The sequence below is a fragment of the Pantoea allii genome (assembly GCF_002307475.1).
In the GTDB taxonomy this organism is placed as follows: domain Bacteria; phylum Pseudomonadota; class Gammaproteobacteria; order Enterobacterales; family Enterobacteriaceae; genus Pantoea; species Pantoea allii.
Map to the genome: position 1 here is coordinate 195,135 of NZ_NTMH01000030.1, position 17,948 is coordinate 213,082.

Sequence of the window (17,948 nt, forward strand, 5' to 3'; positions counted from 1 at the left end):
TTTGCCTGAAGCACAGGCCTGCCTTCGTCGCCGGCAGGGTCAGCCATCGTATCCACGCGGCCTCTCTCTGCGCGCTCGCCTTGCTGACAGCAGACTGGTAAGGTTTCTTAACGCAAACCTTACGGTTTGGCGATGGAAAGTCGTAACACAAGTAGCTGATAATCTTTGCTGATGCCGTTTCGATGAATCCTCCTCCTGATGAGGATTCCCTTTTTCCTCAATATCTGAAGAGTTCGATGACTACTTACGTCTCCCGTTCCCGTGGTTCCCGCTGGCTGAAATGGCTGCTTCTGCTCATTGTGCTGCTCATTGTCGCCGGCGTGGCCTGGCGTCTGCTGGGCCATAGAGGCGCAGGGAGCAATATGCCCGTCGGTGGTCATGCGCGCCACGCGGGCCCCGGTATGCTGAAGGGCGGTACGACGCTGGTGCACAGCGGCACCGCCAGCACGGCCGATGTGCCGGTCTATCTCAACGCGCCCGGCACGGTTATTCCTAACGCCAGCGTGACGGTCACCAGCCGGGTGGACGGTCAACTGGAAAAGGTTTACTTCACCGAAGGGCAGAAAGTTGAAGCGGGCCAGCTGCTGGCGCAAATCGATCCCCGCAGCTACGAGGCAACGCTGAACCAGTATCAGGGCGAGCTCAGCGAAAACGCGGCATTGCTGAAAAGCGCCGAACTGACGCTGGCGCGCTACCGCAAACTGGCGGCTCAGGACTCCCTGTCCCGACAGGATTTGGATACGCAAATCGCGACCGTGGGACAGTATCGTGGTGCGGTTGCCGCCGATCAGGCCCAGATCGCCAGCGCCAGGCTTAACATCGGCTACGCGCGCATCACCGCGCCCGTCAGCGGTCGGGTAGGGCTACGTCAGGTCGATCCGGGCAATATGATTCAGAGCAGCTCAACCACCGGGCTGGTAACCATTACCCAAATGCAGCCTGCCGCCGTCACCTTCAGCGTGCCACAAAGCCATATCCCGACGCTGGTGAAAGCCCTTCATCACGATCAGACGCTGCCCGCAACCGCCTTCGATCAGGATAACCAGCATGTGCTGAGTCAGGGACAGGTGAAATTTATCAGTAATGAGATCGACACGGCGACCGGCACCATTGCACTGAAAGCGATGTTTGCTAACGACGACGAGGCGCTGTACGCCAACCAGTTTGTGAACGTTCGCCTGCAAACCAGCGTGCTGAAAAACGCCACCATCATTCCGGCGCAGGCGTTGCAGCTGAGCAGCGACGGCAGCTTTGTCTTTATCATCAATAAAGACAACACCGTCACCCGGCAGCCGGTCACCGCAGGCCCGGCGTATGGCGAAGCGTGGCAGGCTGTTCTGCAGGGCGTGAAGCCCGGCGACCGCCTGGTTACAGAAGGGATCGATCGCCTGACCAACGGCAGTAAAGTCGCGGTCGCAGACAGCACTCAACCGACCGCACCTGCCGAGGCCCAATGAATCCGTCACGCCTCTTTATCCTGCGACCGGTCGCCACCATCCTGCTGATGGCCGGTGTGCTGATCGCCGGTATTTTTGCCTACCGGTTTCTCTCCACCTCGGCGCTGCCGCAGGTCGATTACCCCACCATCCAGGTGACAACGCTCTATCCCGGCGCGAGTCCGGATGTCATGGCCTCGACGGTGACCTCGCCGCTGGAGCGCCAGCTGGGGCAGATGTCGGGACTCAGCCAGATGACCTCGACCAGCTCCAGCGGATCGTCCATCATCACGCTGAAGTTCAGCCTGGATCTGTCGCTGGACGTGGCCGAACAGGAGGTGCAGGCCGCCATTAACGCAGCCAGTAATCTGCTGCCGACCGATCTGCCGAACCCGCCCACCTATAAGAAAGTCAATCCGGCCGACAGCGCGGTGATCACCTTAGCTGCCAGCTCGGACACGCTGCCACTGACGCAGGTTCAGGATCTGGTGAATACGCGCGTGGCACTGAAGCTGTCGCAAATTTCCGGTGTGGGCATGGTGACGCTTGCGGGCGGCCATCAACCGGCGATTCGCGTACAGATGAACCCTCAGGCGCTGGCGGCCCATGGCCTGACGCTGGCAGACGTGAATACGTTAATCAGCAACAGCAATGTCAAAGGTTCCAAAGGTGGATTTGACGGTCGCTATCACTCGGTGACGATCGATGCCAATGACCAGCTGCGCACCGCTGCCGAATACGGCAACCTGATCCTGACCTACCAGAACGGGGCGGCGCTGAGGCTGAAGGATATCGCGCATATAGAACAGGGGCCGGAGAACAGCTTTCAGTCTGCCTGGGCCAACGGCAGCCCGGCTATCGTGATCGGCGTGCAGCGTCAGCCCGGGGCCAACGTTATCCAGGTGGTCGACAGCATCAAGGCGCAGTTGCCGACGCTGCAGGCCGCGCTGCCCGACGGCGTGAAAATGACGGTCCTGTCCGATCGTACCCAGACCATTCGTGCTTCCATCAGCGACGTGCAGTTTGAGCTGATGCTCTCGATTGCGCTGGTGGTGATGGTGACGTTTCTGTTCCTGCGCAACGTGGCAGCGACGCTGATTCCCAGCGTGGCGGTGCCGCTCTCGCTGGTGGGAACCTTTGGCGTCATGTATCTCGCGGGCTTCAGCCTCAATAACCTGTCGCTGATGGCGTTGACCATTGCCACCGGCTTTGTTATCGATGACGCGATTGTGGTGGTCGAGAACATTTCCCGACGGCTGGAAGCGGGCGAGCCACCGATGGAAGCGGCGTTAAAAGGATCGCAGCAGATTGGCTTTACCATTATCTCGCTGACCTTTTCCCTGATTGCGGTGCTGATTCCGCTGCTGTTTATGGGCGACGTCGTAGGACGCCTGTTTCGCGAGTTTGCCATCACGCTGGCGGTGTCCATTCTGGTCTCGATGCTGGTCTCGCTGACCTTAACGCCAATGCTCTGTGCCTACCTGCTGCGCCATATTCCGCCAGAGAAACAGTCCCGCTTTGCGCGCAAAGGCGGCGAGATTTTCGACCGGCTCATTCGAGGCTATGATCGCCTGCTGACCCTGGTGCTGGACCATCAGAAACTGACGCTGCTGGTGGCGCTGGCGACCTTTGTCCTGACCGCGCTGCTGTATATGATTGTCCCGAAGGGCTTTTTTCCGATCCAGGATACCGGGTTGATTCAGGGCGTAACGGTGGCCTCTCAGGACGTTTCCTTTACGGAGATGGCGAAGCGTCAGCAGGCGCTGTCTGCGGTGATCATGCAGAACCCGGCGGTCGAGAGCGTCTCTTCGACAATTGGTATCGATGGCAATAACACCAGCCTGAACAGTGGTCGGTTGCAGATCAACCTGAAGCCCTTTGGTCAACGCGACGACAAAGCCGGTGCGATCATCAAACAGCTCCAGCAGGCGGCAACAGGCGTGGTCGGCATTCAGCTCTACCTGCAACCGGCACAGGATCTGACCGTCAACGACCAGGTCACGCCGAGCCAGTATCAGTTCACCCTTGATGATGCCAACAGCGAAGACCTGGTGACCTGGTCGCCGAAACTGGTGGCGGCTTTGCAGAAACGGCCTGAGTTCAACGGCGTGGTCAGCAACCTGCAGGATCAGGGCCGGGTCGCTTATGTCGAGCTGAACCGGGACAAAGCCGCGCGCGTTGGCGTCACCGCCGCGGACGTGGATACCGCACTTTACAGCGCGTTTGGGCAGCGTCTGGTCTCGACGATCTTTACCCAGTCGAATCAGTATCGCGTGGTACTGGAAGTTGCACCGCAGTACCAGCAAAGCCCGGCCTCATTTGATGATGTGTTTCTGAAACCCTCTGCCAGCACGAGCAGCAGCGCCTCAGGCAGTACGTCCACCAGCACCAGTAGCACGGAAACCACGTCAACCTCGACCGCCAGCAGTCCCACGGCAACAATGACCAGCAGCAGCGGCATGGTCAAACTCACCTCCATCGCCACGATCCACCAGCGGACCGGTTCGCTGATGCATATGCGGCTGAATCAGTTCCCGGCGGTGATGATCTCCTTCAACCTCAGTGACGGCTATTCGCTGGAAGACGCGCAGAAAGCCATTAGCGAGGTGACTGCACAGCTGCATCTGCCGTCGGCAGTGACGCTGCGTTATCAAGGGGAAACCTCGGCGTTTCAGAGTGCCACCAGTAACACGCTGTGGCTGATCCTGGCGGCGCTGCTCACGATGTATGTGGTGCTGGGCATTCTGTACGAAAGTTTTATTCATCCGGTGACCATTCTCTCGACGCTGCCCTCGGCGGCGGTCGGCGCGCTGTTAACCCTGCTGCTGGCCAATACGGCGTTCAGCCTGATTGCGTTGATTGGGGTCATTCTGCTGATCGGCATCGTGAAGAAGAACGCTATTATGATGATCGACTTTGCGCTGGAGGCCGAAAATAAGCAGCATCTTTCGCCCCGGGACGCGATTCACCAGGCCTGTCTGTTGCGTTTCCGACCCATCCTGATGACCACCATGGCGGCGCTGCTGGGCGCGCTGCCGCTGATGCTGGCGTCCGGATCGGGCGCAGAACTGCGCCAACCGTTGGGGCTGGTGATTGTCGGCGGATTGATCGTCAGTCAGGTGCTGACCCTGTTTTCTACCCCGGTCATCTATCTGTGGTTTGACGGCATTGCCCAGCGCGGCAATGCCTGGGTGAAACGCCGACAGCAACAGGCGCGGAGCGGGCAATGAACCTGACCCGGCTGTTTATCTTCCGCCCGGTCACCACGCTGCTGCTGACGATGGCGATCCTGCTGCTCGGCGTGCTGGGCTACCGCCTGTTGCCGGTGGCCCCGCTGCCGCAGGTGGATTTCCCCACCATTATGGTTAACGCCAGCCTGGCCGGTGCCAGCCCGGAAACGATGGCGGCAACCGTTGCCACCCCGCTGGAACGGTCGCTGGGACAGATTGCCGGTATTACCGAAATGACCTCGAACAGTTCACAGGGCACCAGCACCATCATTTTGCAGTTTGAACTTAATCGCGATATCAACGGCGCGGCGCGTGACGTACAGGCGGCGATCAACGCCGCCCGCAGCCTGCTGCCGAGCGCGATGGCATCGCTGCCGACCTACCACAAAGCCAACCCGTCGGATGCGCCGATTGTGATGCTGGCGCTGACCTCCGCCACCCGCACGCCGGGGGAACTCTACGATCTGGCCGAAAGCAAAATCGAACAGGCGATGGGGCAGGTCAAAGGCGTGGGTGATGTGTCGCTGATGGGGAGCGCACTGCCCGCGGTGCGCATCGATCTGCAGCCGCTAAAACTCATCCATGCGGGTATTTCGCTTGATACGGTGCGCAGCGCAGTGGCCGACAGCACCAGTAATCTGCCCAAAGGCTCGCTACAGGGCAGCAGCCAGTCGTGGATGGTGGACGGCAATGGACAGCTGGACAAGGCTGCCAGCTATCGCAACCTGATTATCAGCAACAAAGACGGCAATGTCGTACGCCTGGGCGACGTCGCCAGCGTGTACGATTCAGTGGAGGACCGCTATCAGGCTGGCTTCCTCAATGCTCAACCGGCGGTCATGGTGGGCATCAAGCGCCAGGCGGGCGCCAATATGCTGGACACCATTGACGCCATCAAAGCCCAACTGCCAGCCCTGGAAAAAGATCTGCCTGCCGATACCCAGCTTAAGGTGGTGGTGGACCGTTCACCGGGCGTGCGCGCCTCGCTTTACGATACCGAAGAAACGCTGCTGATTGCCGTGCTGTTGGTTATTGCGGTGGTGTTTGTCTTTTTACGCAACCTGCAGGCCGTCATGATTCCGGCCCTGGCGTTGCCGGTCTCGCTGATCGGAACCTGTGCGGTGATGTACCTGCTGGGCTACAGCCTGGATAACCTCTCCCTGATGGCGCTCATCATCTCGACCGGCTTTGTGGTCGATGACGCCATCGTGGTGCTGGAAAACATCACCCGCCATATTGAAGCCGGACATCGCCCGCTGCGAGCGGCACTGCGCGGTGCGCGCGAGGTCAGCTTTACCGTACTGTCGATGACGGTATCGCTGATCGCCGTGTTTATTCCCATCCTGCTGATGGGCAGCCTGCTGGGTCGGCTGTTTCGGGAGTTTGCCATCACCTTGACCGTGTCTCTGCTGATTTCGATGTTTGTTTCGCTGAGCCTGACGCCGATGCTCTGCGCACGGCTGCTGAAGCCGAAACCCAGCGTATATAAGCGTCCGCATCCGTTCTATCAGTTGATTGAAAATCAGTTAAACCATGCACTTGCGGCTTACTCACGTGGCCTGAACTGGGTGATGCGCCATCAGAAACTGACCCTGTTCAGCCTGCTGCTCACCGTGCTGCTTAACCTGTTTCTTTATACGGTGGTGCAGAAGGGCTTCTTCCCGGAACAGGATACCGGCCTGCTGATGGGAGCCTTACGGGCGGATCAGAATATTTCGTTTCAGGCGATGAAGCCCAAGATGCTGCAGTTCACCAATATCATTCGGTCCGATCCGGCGGTTGAAAGCGTGATGTCGTCCATGGGCAGCGGGATGTTTGGCTCGCGCAACAACGCCGACTTTTTTGTCCGGCTAAAAGATTTTGATCAGCGTGATGCCACGGCCAGCGAAGTGGCCAACCGGTTAAGCCAGAAAACCAGTAAGATCCCCGGTGCGCAGCTGTTCCTGATGGCGGCGCAGGACCTGCACATCGGCGGACGCAGCGCCAATGCCAGCTACCAGTACAGCCTGCAGGCGGACGACCTTGCGCTGCTGCGCGAATGGACGCCCAAAGTCCAGGCGGCGCTGGCGGCGATTCCGCAGCTCAACAGCGTCGATTCCGACGCGCAAACCGGCGGTCAGGAAGTGATGCTGACTATCGACCGCGACCGGGCGACCCAACTGGGCGTAAATGTGAAGATGCTGGACACCATGCTGAATAACGCCTTCAGCCAGCGCCAGATTGCCACGCTGTACCACACGCTGAATCAGTATCATGTGGTGATGTCGCTGCAGGACAGCGATACCCGCGATCCGGCGATTCTGCAGCAGCTTTACGTGATTAACGATAACGGCGATCGCATTCCGCTGTCGGCCTTTGTCAGCTTCGCGGGCGGCAATGCCCCGCTGACGGTGACACATCAGGGACAGTCTGCCACCAGCACCATCGCCTTTAACCTGAATGACGGCGTGTCGCTGGAGCAGGCGGAGGCGCTGATCAAGCAGGCGATGGCCCGGCTTGGCTTGCCCTCAACGATTCAGGCGGGCTATGCCGGGACGGCGGCCGAGTTTAACCAGTTGACCGCTACAATGCCGTGGCTGATTGTGGCAGCACTGGTGGCGGTCTATATCGTTCTCGGCGTGCTGTATGAGAGCTACATTCACCCGCTGACCATTCTGTCGACCTTGCCCTCGGCGGGCGTGGGCGCGCTGCTGTTACTGTTACTGACGAACACCCAGCTCACGATAATCGCGCTTATCGGCATTATCCTGTTGATCGGTATTGTGAAAAAGAACGCGATTATGATGATCGACTTTGCCATCGATGCCGAGCGGCGGCTGGGCATGTCGCCACAGCAGGCGATTACCCAGGCCTGCCTGATGCGCTTCCGTCCCATAATGATGACCACGCTGGCCGCCTTCTTCGGGGCGCTGCCGCTGGCGTTGGGCAGCGGCGGCGATGCCGACCTACGCAGCCCGCTCGGCATTGCCATCGCCGGGGGATTAGCGCTGAGCCAGCTGCTGACGCTGTTTACCACGCCGGTTATTTATCTGTGGCTCGATCGCCTGAGCCGTGCCACTCAACGTCAATGGCGTCGTCTGCGCCATGCGGAATCCTGAATCATGAAATCACTTATTCCCGCCGTGCTGGTGGTGCTGTTGAGCGGTTGTACTGTCGGCCCTGATTATCAACGTCCGACGATGGCTATGCCGGTTCACTACAAGGAAGCGAAAGGCTGGCAGCAGGCCACGCCGCAGGACGACCAGCACAAAGGCGCATGGTGGACGGTGTATCAGGATGCCACGCTAAGCAGCCTGGTCAGCCAGGTCAGCATCTCTAATCAGAATGTGGCGGAATATGCGGCGCAGTATCGTCAGGCGCAGGCGCTGGCGGCGCAGTCTCGTGCAGCGCTGTTTCCCACCTTAGGCTATGACGCCAGCACGACCCGGAGCGGCAGCCACGGCGCTACCGACAGTACGCGCACCACCAGCAGCAGCCATCAGGCGGCACTGAATGCCAGCTGGGAGCTGGATTTATGGGGAAAACTGCGTCGAACGCGGGAAGAAAATCAGGCCAGCGCGCAGGCCAGCGCCGCCGAGCTGGCCAATATTACCCTGAGCGCCCAGGCCGAGCTGGCGGAGGACTACTTCCAGTTGCGCATCATGGACGAAAAAATTGCGCTGTATCAGCAGAGCATTGCCGCCTATCAACGCTATCTGAGGGTGATACAGAACCAGTATCAGGCGGGGACTGAATCGCGCGCCACGGTGGCTCAGGCGCAGCAACAGTTGGAGAGCGCCAGCGCCTCGGCGCAGGATTATCAGTGGCAGCGCGCTCAAATGGAACATGCTATCGCTCTGCTGGTGGGCAAAGCGCCTGCGGATTTCAGCCTGCCTGTGGCAACGCTGATGGCGACGCTGCCCGCGGTTCCCGGCGGCTTACCGTCCGAACTGCTGCAACGTCGCCCGGATATCGCCTACGCCGAGCGTAAAATGGCGGCATCCAATGCGGCGGTCGGTGTGGCGGTTGCGGGTTATTACCCCGATCTCACTCTGAGCGCCAGCGGCGGCGTGAGTGCCTCTGCGCTGCATAACCTGTTCGCCTTACCTAACCGCGTCTGGTCGTTGGGGCCAGAGCTAAGCGGCACGCTGCTGGACTTCGGCGCGACCTCGGCCAGTGTTGAGCAGGCCCGCGCCGCCTATGATGCCAGCGTGGCGAACTATCGGCAGACGGTGCTGACGGCGATGCAGGACGTTGAAGACCGGCTGGTGGAGCTGAATACCCTGCAGGGCGAAATCGCCGCGCAGCAGCGCGCCACCGCCGCCGCGCAGACCTCGGCCCAGGTCACGCGCAATCAGTATGAGGCCGGGATGATTGACTATCTGGATGTGGCGACAACGGAAAACAGCAGCCTGAGCGCACAACAAAGTTTACTGACGCTAAAAAGCACCCAGTGGGTGAGCAGCGTGGCACTTATCGCGGCGCTGGGCGGCGGCTGGCATACCGCACCCTGAAGGCGGACATCGCGCTGAATTCTGCCAATAATCAGTTGTCGATTCCGCCTAAATCCTGCATCGTGAGTGGCTGTTTTTCATGATGCTAAGGAGCCGGCATGTTATTCACTTTTTTCCGCCTGGTATTTCGCCTGCTGTGGCGGGTGGAATTACGGGGCGATACCGCTGAACTGCATAAGCAGAAGGTGCTGATTACGCCCAATCACACCTCGTTTCTGGATGGGGCGCTGCTGGCGCTGTTTCTGCCCATCAAACCGGTTTTTGCGATCTATTCGTCGATCAGCGATCACTGGTTTTTACGTCTGATCAAACCCTATGCGGATTTCGTCCCGCTTGACCCCATGAAGCCGATGGCGCTGAAGCAGCTGGTGCGGCTCATCGACAGCGGTCGCCCGGTGGTGATTTTCCCCGAGGGCCGCATTACCGTCACCGGATCGCTGATGAAGATCTACAGCGGGGCAGGCTTTGTGGCGGCAAAATCTGGTGCAACCGTGGTGCCGATGCGCATTGAAGGCGCAGAATTTACCCCCTTTGGTCGCCTGGCGGGCGTCTTTAAGCGCCGTTTGTTCCCCCGCATTACCCTGAACATTTTACCCGGCACCCATATTCCAATGCCTGAGGCGAAGCGCGCCCGTGATCGTCGCGTGCTGGCCGGTGAGCACCTGCACCATATTATGATGGAAGCGCGCATGGCCGTGCGCCCGCGGGAAACCCTGTTCGAGGCCTTTCTCAATGCCCGCCAGCGCTACGGCGCCTTTAAACGCTGCATTGAAGACGTAAATTTCAAACCCGACAGCTACACCGGCTTACTGAAAAAAGCCCTGGGCGTTGGCCGTATTCTGGAACGTTACAGCCAGCCCAAAGAATATGTCGGACTGCTGCTGCCCAACGCGACGGTCACGGCGGCGGCAATCCTGGGCGCGTCCCTGCGCGGGCGCGTGCCCGCGATGCTGAATTACACCGCAGGCGTCAGCGGGATGCGCGCGGCGCTCACCGCCTCCCAGGTGAAAACGGTGTTTACATCCCGCCAGTTTCTGGACAAAGGTAACCTGTGGCACCTGCCGCAGGGCCTGACAGAGGTGCAGTGGATCTACCTGGAAGATCTGAAAGAGACCGTGACGCTCAAGGACAAGCTCTGGATACTGACGCACCTGATTGTGCCGCGCCAGGCCCAGGTGGCGCAGCAGCCTGAAGAGGCGGCGATGGTGCTGTTTACCTCAGGATCGGAAGGCCATCCCAAAGGTGTGGTGCACTCCCACAAAAGCCTGCTGGCCAACGTTGAGCAGATCCGTACCGTGGCGGACTTTACGCCGCGCGACCGCTTTATGTCGGCCTTGCCGCTGTTTCATGCTTTCGGCCTGACCGTGGGGCTGTTCACACCGCTGATGACCGGCGCCCAGGTGTTTCTTTATCCAAGCCCGCTGCACTACCGGATTGTGCCGGAGCTGGTTTACGACCGTAACTGCACTGTGCTGTTTGGCACCTCGACGTTTCTGGGCAACTATGCCCGCTTTGCTCAGCCCTATGACTTTGCGCGCCTGCGCTACGTGGTGGCCGGGGCGGAGAAGCTGCAGGAGAACACGCGCCAGCTGTATATGGACAAGTACGGTATCCGCATTCTGGAAGGTTATGGCGTGACCGAATGCGCACCGGTGGTGGCGATCAACGTACCAATGGCCGCCAAAGCGCATACCGTTGGCCGCATCCTGCCCGGGATGGATTCTCGTCTGATGTCGGTGCCGGGTATTGAAAACGGCGGTCGCCTGCAACTGCGTGGCCCCAACATCATGAAGGGCTATCTGCGGGTCGAAAATCCCGGCGTGCTGGAAACCCCGGCGGCTGATAATGGCGAAGGGCAGATGGAAGCAGGCTGGTACGATACCGGCGATATCGTCAGCTTCGATGATGGCGGCTTCTGCCAGATTCAGGGGCGCGCCAAACGCTTTGCGAAAATAGCCGGCGAGATGGTGTCGCTGGAGGTGGTGGAGCAAATCGCCCTGAAAGCCTCACCGGATAAACAGCATGCTGCCTCGCTGCGCCCTGACGGTAATCGTGGTGAAGCATTAGTGCTGTTTACTACCGACAGCGCACTGGCGCGTGACGGCCTGCAAAAAGCCGCCCGCGAGCTGGGGGCCGCCGATCTGGCCGTGCCGCGCGATATCCGCGTCGTAAAAACGTTGCCCTTACTCGGCAGTGGTAAACCTGACTATGTCACCCTGAAAAAAATGGCGGAAGAGGAACAGGCATGATGGTAGAACGTGATGCGCCGTTATTGTCGCGCGGCATGATAGCGGTAATGGTGGCGCAGTTTTTCTCGGCGTTTGGCGATAATGCCCTGCTTTTTGCCACTCTGGCGCTGTTGAAAAACCAGTTCTATCCCGACTGGAGCCAACCGGTCCTGCAGATGCTGTTTGTCGCGACCTATATCCTGCTGGCCCCCTTTGTGGGGCAGATGGCTGACAGTTTTGCCAAAGGCCGGGTGATGATGTTTGCCAACAGCCTGAAGCTGCTGGGCGCGATGATCATCTGCTTTGGTTTTAATCCTTTCCTGGGTTACACCCTGGTGGGGATCGGCGCGGCGGCGTATTCGCCCGCCAAATACGGCATCCTCGTGGAAATTGCCCATGACGAGAAGCTGGTTAAAGCCAACGGACTGATGGAAGCCTCGACCATTGCGGCCATCCTGCTCGGTTCTGTCGCGGGCGGCATTCTGGCGGACTGGAATCTGGTTGCCGCGCTGGCGGTCTGCGCCCTGACCTATGCCGTGGCGGTAACGGCAAACCTGTTTATCCCCAAACTGCAGGCTGCACGTCCCGGCCAGAGCTGGAACTTTGCCGCGATGCTGCGCAGTTTTAGCCGCGCGACGCGCGTGCTGTGGCATAACCCTGAAACGCGCTTTTCCCTGCTCGGCACCAGCATGTTCTGGGGCGCTGGCGTCACGCTGCGTTTTCTGCTGGTGCTGTGGGTGCCGGTGGCGCTGGGTATCCAGGATAACAAAACCCCGACCACGCTGAATGCCATGGTGGCGATAGGGATTGTGGTCGGTGCGGCGCTGGCGGCCAGGCTGGTGACGCTGGAAACCGTGCGCCGCTGTATGCCTGCCGGTGTTCTGATTGGGGTGATGGTAGTGATTTTCTCGCTGCAACATACCATGCTGAATGCTTACCTGCTGCTGCTGGTGATTGGCGTACTGGGCGGTTTTTTTGTAGTGCCGCTTAACGCGCTGTTGCAGGAGCGAGGCAAACAGAGCGTCGGCGCTGGCAATGCGATTGCGGTGCAGAACCTGGTTGAAAACACCGCCATGTTGGTGATGCTGGGGCTGTATACCTTAGCCATTCGGGCCGGTGCGCCTGCAGTGGCGACCGGCATCGGCTTCGGCGCGCTGTTTGCGCTGGCGATTACCGTACTGTGGCTGTGGCGTCCGTCCTCCCGCACCTGATGTAACAACGGCAGGACGCGCTGGCCCTGCCGTTATCTCCCTCTCTTCTTCTTCCTCTTCCTGACGCTGTCGCCAGTGAAACGGTGTCTCTTTTTTGGCGACGTTTTATATTTACTATTCAAAATAATATAGTTTATTTGATTATTGTTTTTTTCTGTTATTTTATTTTAATTACCATAACTTTTTGCAATGAATAATTAATTTAAACTTGAAATCGAATTCAAGGTTAAAAAATTTGAAATAAATATTTATTTATTATTGCCGATTAATTTCTGGCTTCCTTTGAGAATTCACTCGGGGAAAGAAAGGAGCTTGGTTTAATGAATATGACGCAAAGACTCTCTCTGGCTTTTTCACTTCTGGCAGGTTCGTTAATTATTCTAGGGATCGTAACTATTTCACTTCTCTCAGGTTTTCAGGCGAGATTTGAATATGTGCAGGTAAACACGATTGATTCGCTCAAAGTGCTGAATCGGTTGGTAGATGAAAGTAATCGCCTCTCTGTGGCGTTATATCGACATCAGACCGAAGATGAGAGCGGTAAACTGGCCAGCCTTGAAACGGTGATTCAAAAACGTATTGAGGATATTTCGACATTAACGAAATATTATTTCGATAATGATATTACCAATGACGAAGATCGGGCGATGACGGATAAGTCACTCCGGCTGATCGATGCCGTTAAACAAAGTCTGCCAGCGTTTCTCACGGCCTCCCGGTCGCATCAGAATGCACTCAGCCTGTCGTTGTTAAGTGATGGTGAAGGCATTGGTGGCGCCATCACTCAGCTCAAAAGCAGTTATCGCAATCAGTTTGAGTTCAACAGTAAAATTGGCGAAGCATTGCGTCAGCAAAACCAACATATTTATCAGTTGACCAAATGGGGCATGGTGGCCGGTATCGCACTGGCGATTATCGGCCTGGGCATGTTGACGATTTTAACCATCATGCGTGTCCGTCACAGCCTGAACGCCATTGGCGAGCTGATGGAGCGTGCCAGCACCCATCTTGATCTTTCCCTGAAGGCCGATGACAGCCGACGTGATGAAGTTGGCATTATGGCGCGGTCTTATAATCGTCTGATGGAAAGCATCTCCGCCGCCTTGCATGCGGTCAGCAGCGCTTCACAGTCGGTCAGCAGTGCGTCGGGCCAGATTGCGGCGGGCAATGAGGACCTGTCTGCCCGTACGGAAGAGCAGGCCGCCTCGCTGGAGCAAACTGCGGCCAGCATGACCCAAATCAGCGAAACCGTCAGGCAGACCGCAGACAACACGCGCCAGGCAAGTCACCTTGCAGAAAACACGCGCAATCTCTCCGACACCAGTTCAGCCGCGCTCAATACGATGCTGGAGACAATGCAGGCGATTCGTGACAGCTCGGGTAAGGTGGGGGAGATTATTACCCTGATTGAAGGCATTGCGTTTCAGACCAATATTCTGGCGCTGAACGCGGCGGTCGAAGCGGCCCGCGCAGGGGAACATGGGCGCGGCTTTGCGGTTGTGGCGGGCGAAGTGCGCAATCTGTCGCAGCGGTCCACCACCGCCGCCCGTGAAATCAAAGCGCTGATTCAGACGTCCAATGGGTTGATCGCATCGGGAACGTCCCAGGCGGATAACGTGAATCACAATATGGAGACGATGCGCGGTGCGGTCAGTCAGGTCACCGATCTGGTTAACGAAATCGCCGCTGCGGCCACCGAGCAGAGTCAGGGCATTTCGCAGGTTCATCAGGCGGTTAATCAGATGGACGATGTGACTCAGCAGAATGCGGCCCTGGTCGAAGAAGCCTCAGCCGCGTCGCTCTCTTTACAGGAGCAGGCTGATACGCTTGCTGCGCTGGTGCGGAAGTTTACGCTCGCAGGCCCGCAGGCGGCGGTAGTCATGCCTCGGGCTAAACCCGCAGCCGTTGTGGCATCCAGACCGGCGCTGGCCCTGGCGGCAGGCGGGCAGGATAACTGGCAAAGCTTTTAAGATGACGGGTCTGAAAGCAGAGTAACAGGTCGGCGGTGAGAAGGGCAGGTCCCTCGTTTTACACCAGGCCGAAAGCAGCGTGCGCACTCAGCAGTGCGCACGTTTTTATCAACGACGCAGCGCGATCGCTTCAATCTCAATCTTCACGTCTTTTGGCAGACGGGCCACTTCCACGCAGGAACGCGCCGGGAAGGGCGCATTATGCTCGGTAAAAAAGGCTTCGTAGGTGGCGTTTACGGTGGCAAAGTCATTCAGATCTTTCACGAAGACCGTGGTCTTCACGATATCGGCAACCTTCAGGCCCGCCGCTTCCACGATCGCCTTCACGTTTTCCAGCGACTGACGCGCCTGTGCTGAGACGTCTTCGGCGACGTCGCCCGTGGCCGGGTTCACCGGAATCTGACCCGAGGTGATGATCATGTTGCCGAGATCAACGCCCTGCACGTATGGGCCGATAGCCGCTGGGGCTTTTTCCGTACTGATTTCACGAGACATCATTTCTCCTTAGATAAAGGCCGTGGCAGCAAAGGCGCTGCCCGCCATAAAACGCGGTTCATTATAAGCGCGGCAGGGCCGATTAAAAGTGACCCAATACCACATGACGGGCGAACTCTTTCTCACAGTATTTACATTTCAGGTGCACCTCATCGGCGCGATGCTTCACGGCAAAGCTGGAGCACACCGGTTCGCTGCGACTGATGCAGTTGCTGTTCGGACAGGTCAGCACCCGGTCTATCCGGTCCGGCAACGTGGGCGCGATCTTGGCGACCACTTCATAATCATCAATGCGGTTGACGGTGGCGTGCGGCGCATAAAACGCCAGCTGATTGATCTGATCTTCCGTAAGGTAAGTGTTTTCGATCTTAATCAGATCTTTACGGCCCATCTCACCGGATGGCAGGTTCAGGCCGATGGTGATGCGCTGGTCGGTTTCGGTCAGACGAAACAGCGACAGGAGCTTAAAGCCCACCTGCGCAGGGATATGGTCGATAACCGTGCCATTTTTGATGGCTTCAACCTGCAGTTTGTTATCCTGGCTCATACTGTCACTCCTTACAGGGCGGTGTCGCGGTTTAAGACCAGTGCCAGCAAAGCCTGGCGTGCGTAGATGCCGTTACCGGCCTGCTGGAAGTACCAGGCGTACGGCGTGCTGTCCACGTCGGTGGTGATTTCATCAATGCGCGGCAGCGGATGCAGCACCTTCATGTTATCGCGGGCACCGTTCAGGTCTGCCGCGCGTAAAATAAACTGCGCTTTGACGTTGGCATATTCGGATGGATCGAGCCGCTCTTTCTGCACCCGCGTCATGTAGAGAATATCCAGCTCCGGCATCACCTCTTCGAAACTGTCGTGGCGTGACCAGGCAATATTCTGCTCATCCAGCATATCCGTAATATAGGCCGGCATCGCCAGCGCATCCGGGGCGATAAAGAAGAAGCGGTTGCCGTCAAACTTGGCCAGCGCCTGGGTCAGTGAGTGCACGGTGCGACCATATTTCAGATCACCGACCATCGCCACGTTCAGGTTGCTGAGTCGGCCCTGGGTTTCATGGATGGTAAACAGGTCCAGCAGGGTTTGCGTAGGATGCTGGTTTGCCCCGTCTCCGGCATTCAGAATCGGAATGCCATTGGAAAACTCCGTAGCCAGTCGCGCAGCGCCCTCCTGCGGGTGACGCATTACAATGGCATCCACGTAGGTGCTGATCACGGAAATGGTATCGGCCAGGGTTTCCCCTTTTTTGCCCAACGAGGTATTGCTGCCGTCGGCAAAGCCCACTGCGGACGCGCCCAGGCGATGTATCGCGGTTTCAAATGACAGTCGGGTGCGGGTCGAGGCTTCGAAGAAGCAACTGGCTATCACGTTATGCTTCAGCAGTTCCGGCTGAGGGTGGTTTTTTAGCTGCGCAGCGGTGTGCAGCACCAGCTCCAGCTCGTCGCGGCTGAGATCGTTAATTGAAATGATATGCTTGCGATATAGCGGGTTAGCCATAGCTCTCTCCTCTGCGCGGCCGGATAACGGACAAAAAAAAGCCCCTTATACAGGGGCTTTTTTAAGATCGGTTCGATGACGGAAAGAAACAGCGGTGCCGCCTGCATTGAGGCGAGGTAGCGCGTCACATTGTCCACGATGCTGTTGCATGTTTCCTCCGGCAAATTGTGGCGCATTATACGCCATCAGGAATGTGCATCAAGGAAAAATCGCGCAGCAGGTAAACGTTTGCGGTTGCCGGATCAGCGCTGTCCCAGGGTGGCTACCATCACCGCTTTAATGGTGTGCATACGGTTTTCCGCCTGGTCAAAGACGATGCTGTGTGCCGATTCGAAGACGTCATTGCTGACTTCCATTCCATCCTGCAGGCCATACTGTTCCGCCATCTGACGGCCCAGCGTGGTCTGATCGTCATGAAATGCCGGTAAGCAGTGCAGGAATTTCACCTGCGGGTTGCCGGTCAGCGCCAGCATTGCACTGTTCACCTGGTAGTTGCGCAGCAGGGCAATGCGTTCTTCCCACACTGCTTTCGCTTCACCCATGGAAACCCAGACATCTGTATAGATGAAATCGGCACCTTTAACGCCTTCGGCGATATCGTCTGTCAGCGTGATTTTGCCGCCGGTCTTCTCTGCGACCTGACGGCATTGTGCCACCAGTCCGGCTTCCGGCCAGCAGCTTTGTGGCGCGACCATACGCAAATCTAAGCCAACCTGCGCGGCGGCTTCCAGCATGCTGTTGCCCATGTTGTTGCGCGCATCGCCCACGTACACCAGCGTCATCTCGCTGAGCGGCTTGCCTGGCAGGTGTTCCTGCATGGTCAGCAGATCGGCCAGCAACTGCGTCGGGTGGAACTCGGTGGTCAGGCCGTTCCAGACCGGTACACCGGCATGTTCAGCCAGGGTTTCGACCAGCGCCTGGCCGTAACCACGGTACTGAATGCCGTCATACATGCGGCCCAGCACGCGCGCGGTATCTTTCATCGACTCTTTATGGCCGATCTGGCTACCGCTTGGGCCAAGGTAAGTCACGTTTGCACCCTGATCGTATGCGGCAACTTCGAAAGAGCATCGGGTACGGGTCGAGTCTTTTTCGAAGATGAGCGCGATGTTTTTGCCTTTCAGGTATTGGGTTTCACTGGCGGTTTTTTTTGCGCGTTTTAATTCGGCGGACAGGCTCAGCAAATAGTCAATTTCCGCCGGGGTAAAATCCAGCAGCCTGAGGAAATGACGTTGATACAACTGACTCATACAGCACTCCGGTACGGGTTTCATAATGAATTAAAATTCAATCTAACCGTATGAATATGCATTTTCAACCCTGGCGAGAATAATCTTTTATGTTTTGTGTAGTGGCGCGACAGGCAGTATGGGAAAATAATCACTTATTGC

The 17,948-nt window shown here is 57.9% G+C and carries 11 protein-coding genes; 7 read left to right on the top strand and 4 right to left on the bottom strand.

Translation table 11 applies throughout. From position 1 onward, the window contains the following. Nucleotides 1-236: 236 nt before the first annotated feature. The 7 genes from CMR03_RS10440 (at nucleotide 237) to CMR03_RS10470 (ending at nucleotide 14,568) form a co-directional block, all read left to right on the top strand. Nucleotides 237-1,457 carry an MdtA/MuxA family multidrug efflux RND transporter periplasmic adaptor subunit gene (locus tag CMR03_RS10440; protein WP_096011474.1) on the top strand — a complete coding sequence of 407 codons (1,221 nt, stop codon included), beginning with the start codon at nucleotides 237-239 and terminating at the stop codon, nucleotides 1,455-1,457. Beyond that, on the top strand, nucleotides 1,454-4,666 hold the full coding sequence (locus CMR03_RS10445; RefSeq protein WP_096011475.1) for an efflux RND transporter permease subunit: 3,213 nt from the start codon (nucleotides 1,454-1,456) through the stop codon (nucleotides 4,664-4,666). The genes CMR03_RS10440 and CMR03_RS10445 overlap by 4 nt, the downstream gene beginning before the upstream one ends. Next, a complete protein-coding gene (locus CMR03_RS10450) occupies nucleotides 4,663-7,764 on the top strand; it encodes an efflux RND transporter permease subunit (protein WP_096011476.1) in 3,102 nt (1,033 codons plus the stop codon). The genes CMR03_RS10445 and CMR03_RS10450 overlap by 4 nt, the downstream gene beginning before the upstream one ends. A gap of 3 nt (nucleotides 7,765-7,767) precedes the next feature. Beyond that, nucleotides 7,768-9,159, top strand: a complete 1,392-nt coding sequence (locus tag CMR03_RS10455) for an efflux transporter outer membrane subunit (protein WP_096011477.1) — start codon at nucleotides 7,768-7,770, stop codon at nucleotides 9,157-9,159. Between the two features lie 98 nt (nucleotides 9,160-9,257). Beyond that, a complete protein-coding gene (gene aas, locus CMR03_RS10460; protein WP_096011478.1) occupies nucleotides 9,258-11,408 on the top strand; it encodes a bifunctional acyl-ACP--phospholipid O-acyltransferase/long-chain-fatty-acid--ACP ligase in 2,151 nt (716 codons plus the stop codon). Then, the gene (lplT, locus tag CMR03_RS10465; RefSeq protein WP_063878182.1) at nucleotides 11,405-12,598 is read left to right on the top strand and encodes a lysophospholipid transporter LplT; all 1,194 of its coding nucleotides are present in this window, start codon (nucleotides 11,405-11,407) and stop codon (nucleotides 12,596-12,598) included. Before aas ends, lplT begins: the two co-directional genes overlap by 4 nt. Before the next feature lie 320 nt (nucleotides 12,599-12,918). Next, on the top strand, nucleotides 12,919-14,568 hold the full coding sequence (locus tag CMR03_RS10470; RefSeq protein ID WP_063878183.1) for a methyl-accepting chemotaxis protein: 1,650 nt from the start codon (nucleotides 12,919-12,921) through the stop codon (nucleotides 14,566-14,568). 108 nt (nucleotides 14,569-14,676) lie between these two features. Here CMR03_RS10470 and ridA read toward each other — a convergent pair whose 3' ends face one another. The 4 genes from ridA to argF form a co-directional block, all read right to left on the bottom strand. Next, a complete protein-coding gene (gene ridA / locus CMR03_RS10475) occupies nucleotides 14,677-15,063 on the bottom strand; it encodes a 2-iminobutanoate/2-iminopropanoate deaminase (RefSeq protein ID WP_096011479.1) in 387 nt (128 codons plus the stop codon). Between the two features lie 82 nt (nucleotides 15,064-15,145). Beyond that, nucleotides 15,146-15,610: an aspartate carbamoyltransferase regulatory subunit gene (pyrI, locus tag CMR03_RS10480; RefSeq protein ID WP_063878184.1), complete on the bottom strand. Its 465-nt coding sequence runs from the start codon at nucleotides 15,608-15,610 to the stop codon at nucleotides 15,146-15,148. Nucleotides 15,611-15,621: 11 nt separating this feature from the next. Further along, nucleotides 15,622-16,557, bottom strand: coding sequence for an aspartate carbamoyltransferase (gene pyrB, locus CMR03_RS10485; RefSeq protein ID WP_063878185.1), 936 nt, complete (start codon nucleotides 16,555-16,557; stop codon nucleotides 15,622-15,624). 242 nt (nucleotides 16,558-16,799) lie between these two features. Beyond that, nucleotides 16,800-17,807, bottom strand: a complete 1,008-nt coding sequence (argF, locus tag CMR03_RS10490) for an ornithine carbamoyltransferase (RefSeq protein WP_063878186.1) — start codon at nucleotides 17,805-17,807, stop codon at nucleotides 16,800-16,802. Nucleotides 17,808-17,948: the final 141 nt, after the last annotated feature.

What these genes read in the sequence shown, in the direction of transcription:
- argF (WP_063878186.1), bottom strand. Translation starts at nt 17,807, where the DNA reads ATGAGTCAGTTGTATCAACGTCATTTCCTCAGGCTGCTGGATTTTACC.
- lplT (WP_063878182.1), top strand. Translation starts at nt 11,405, where the DNA reads ATGATGGTAGAACGTGATGCGCCGTTATTGTCGCGCGGCATGATAGCG.
- CMR03_RS10455 (WP_096011477.1), top strand. Translation starts at nt 7,768, where the DNA reads ATGAAATCACTTATTCCCGCCGTGCTGGTGGTGCTGTTGAGCGGTTGT.
- CMR03_RS10445 (WP_096011475.1), top strand. Translation starts at nt 1,454, where the DNA reads ATGAATCCGTCACGCCTCTTTATCCTGCGACCGGTCGCCACCATCCTG.
- pyrB (WP_063878185.1), bottom strand. Translation starts at nt 16,557, where the DNA reads ATGGCTAACCCGCTATATCGCAAGCATATCATTTCAATTAACGATCTC.
- CMR03_RS10440 (WP_096011474.1), top strand. Translation starts at nt 237, where the DNA reads ATGACTACTTACGTCTCCCGTTCCCGTGGTTCCCGCTGGCTGAAATGG.
- CMR03_RS10450 (WP_096011476.1), top strand. Translation starts at nt 4,663, where the DNA reads ATGAACCTGACCCGGCTGTTTATCTTCCGCCCGGTCACCACGCTGCTG.
- pyrI (WP_063878184.1), bottom strand. Translation starts at nt 15,610, where the DNA reads ATGAGCCAGGATAACAAACTGCAGGTTGAAGCCATCAAAAATGGCACG.
- aas (WP_096011478.1), top strand. Translation starts at nt 9,258, where the DNA reads ATGTTATTCACTTTTTTCCGCCTGGTATTTCGCCTGCTGTGGCGGGTG.
- ridA (WP_096011479.1), bottom strand. Translation starts at nt 15,063, where the DNA reads ATGTCTCGTGAAATCAGTACGGAAAAAGCCCCAGCGGCTATCGGCCCA.
- CMR03_RS10470 (WP_063878183.1), top strand. Translation starts at nt 12,919, where the DNA reads ATGAATATGACGCAAAGACTCTCTCTGGCTTTTTCACTTCTGGCAGGT.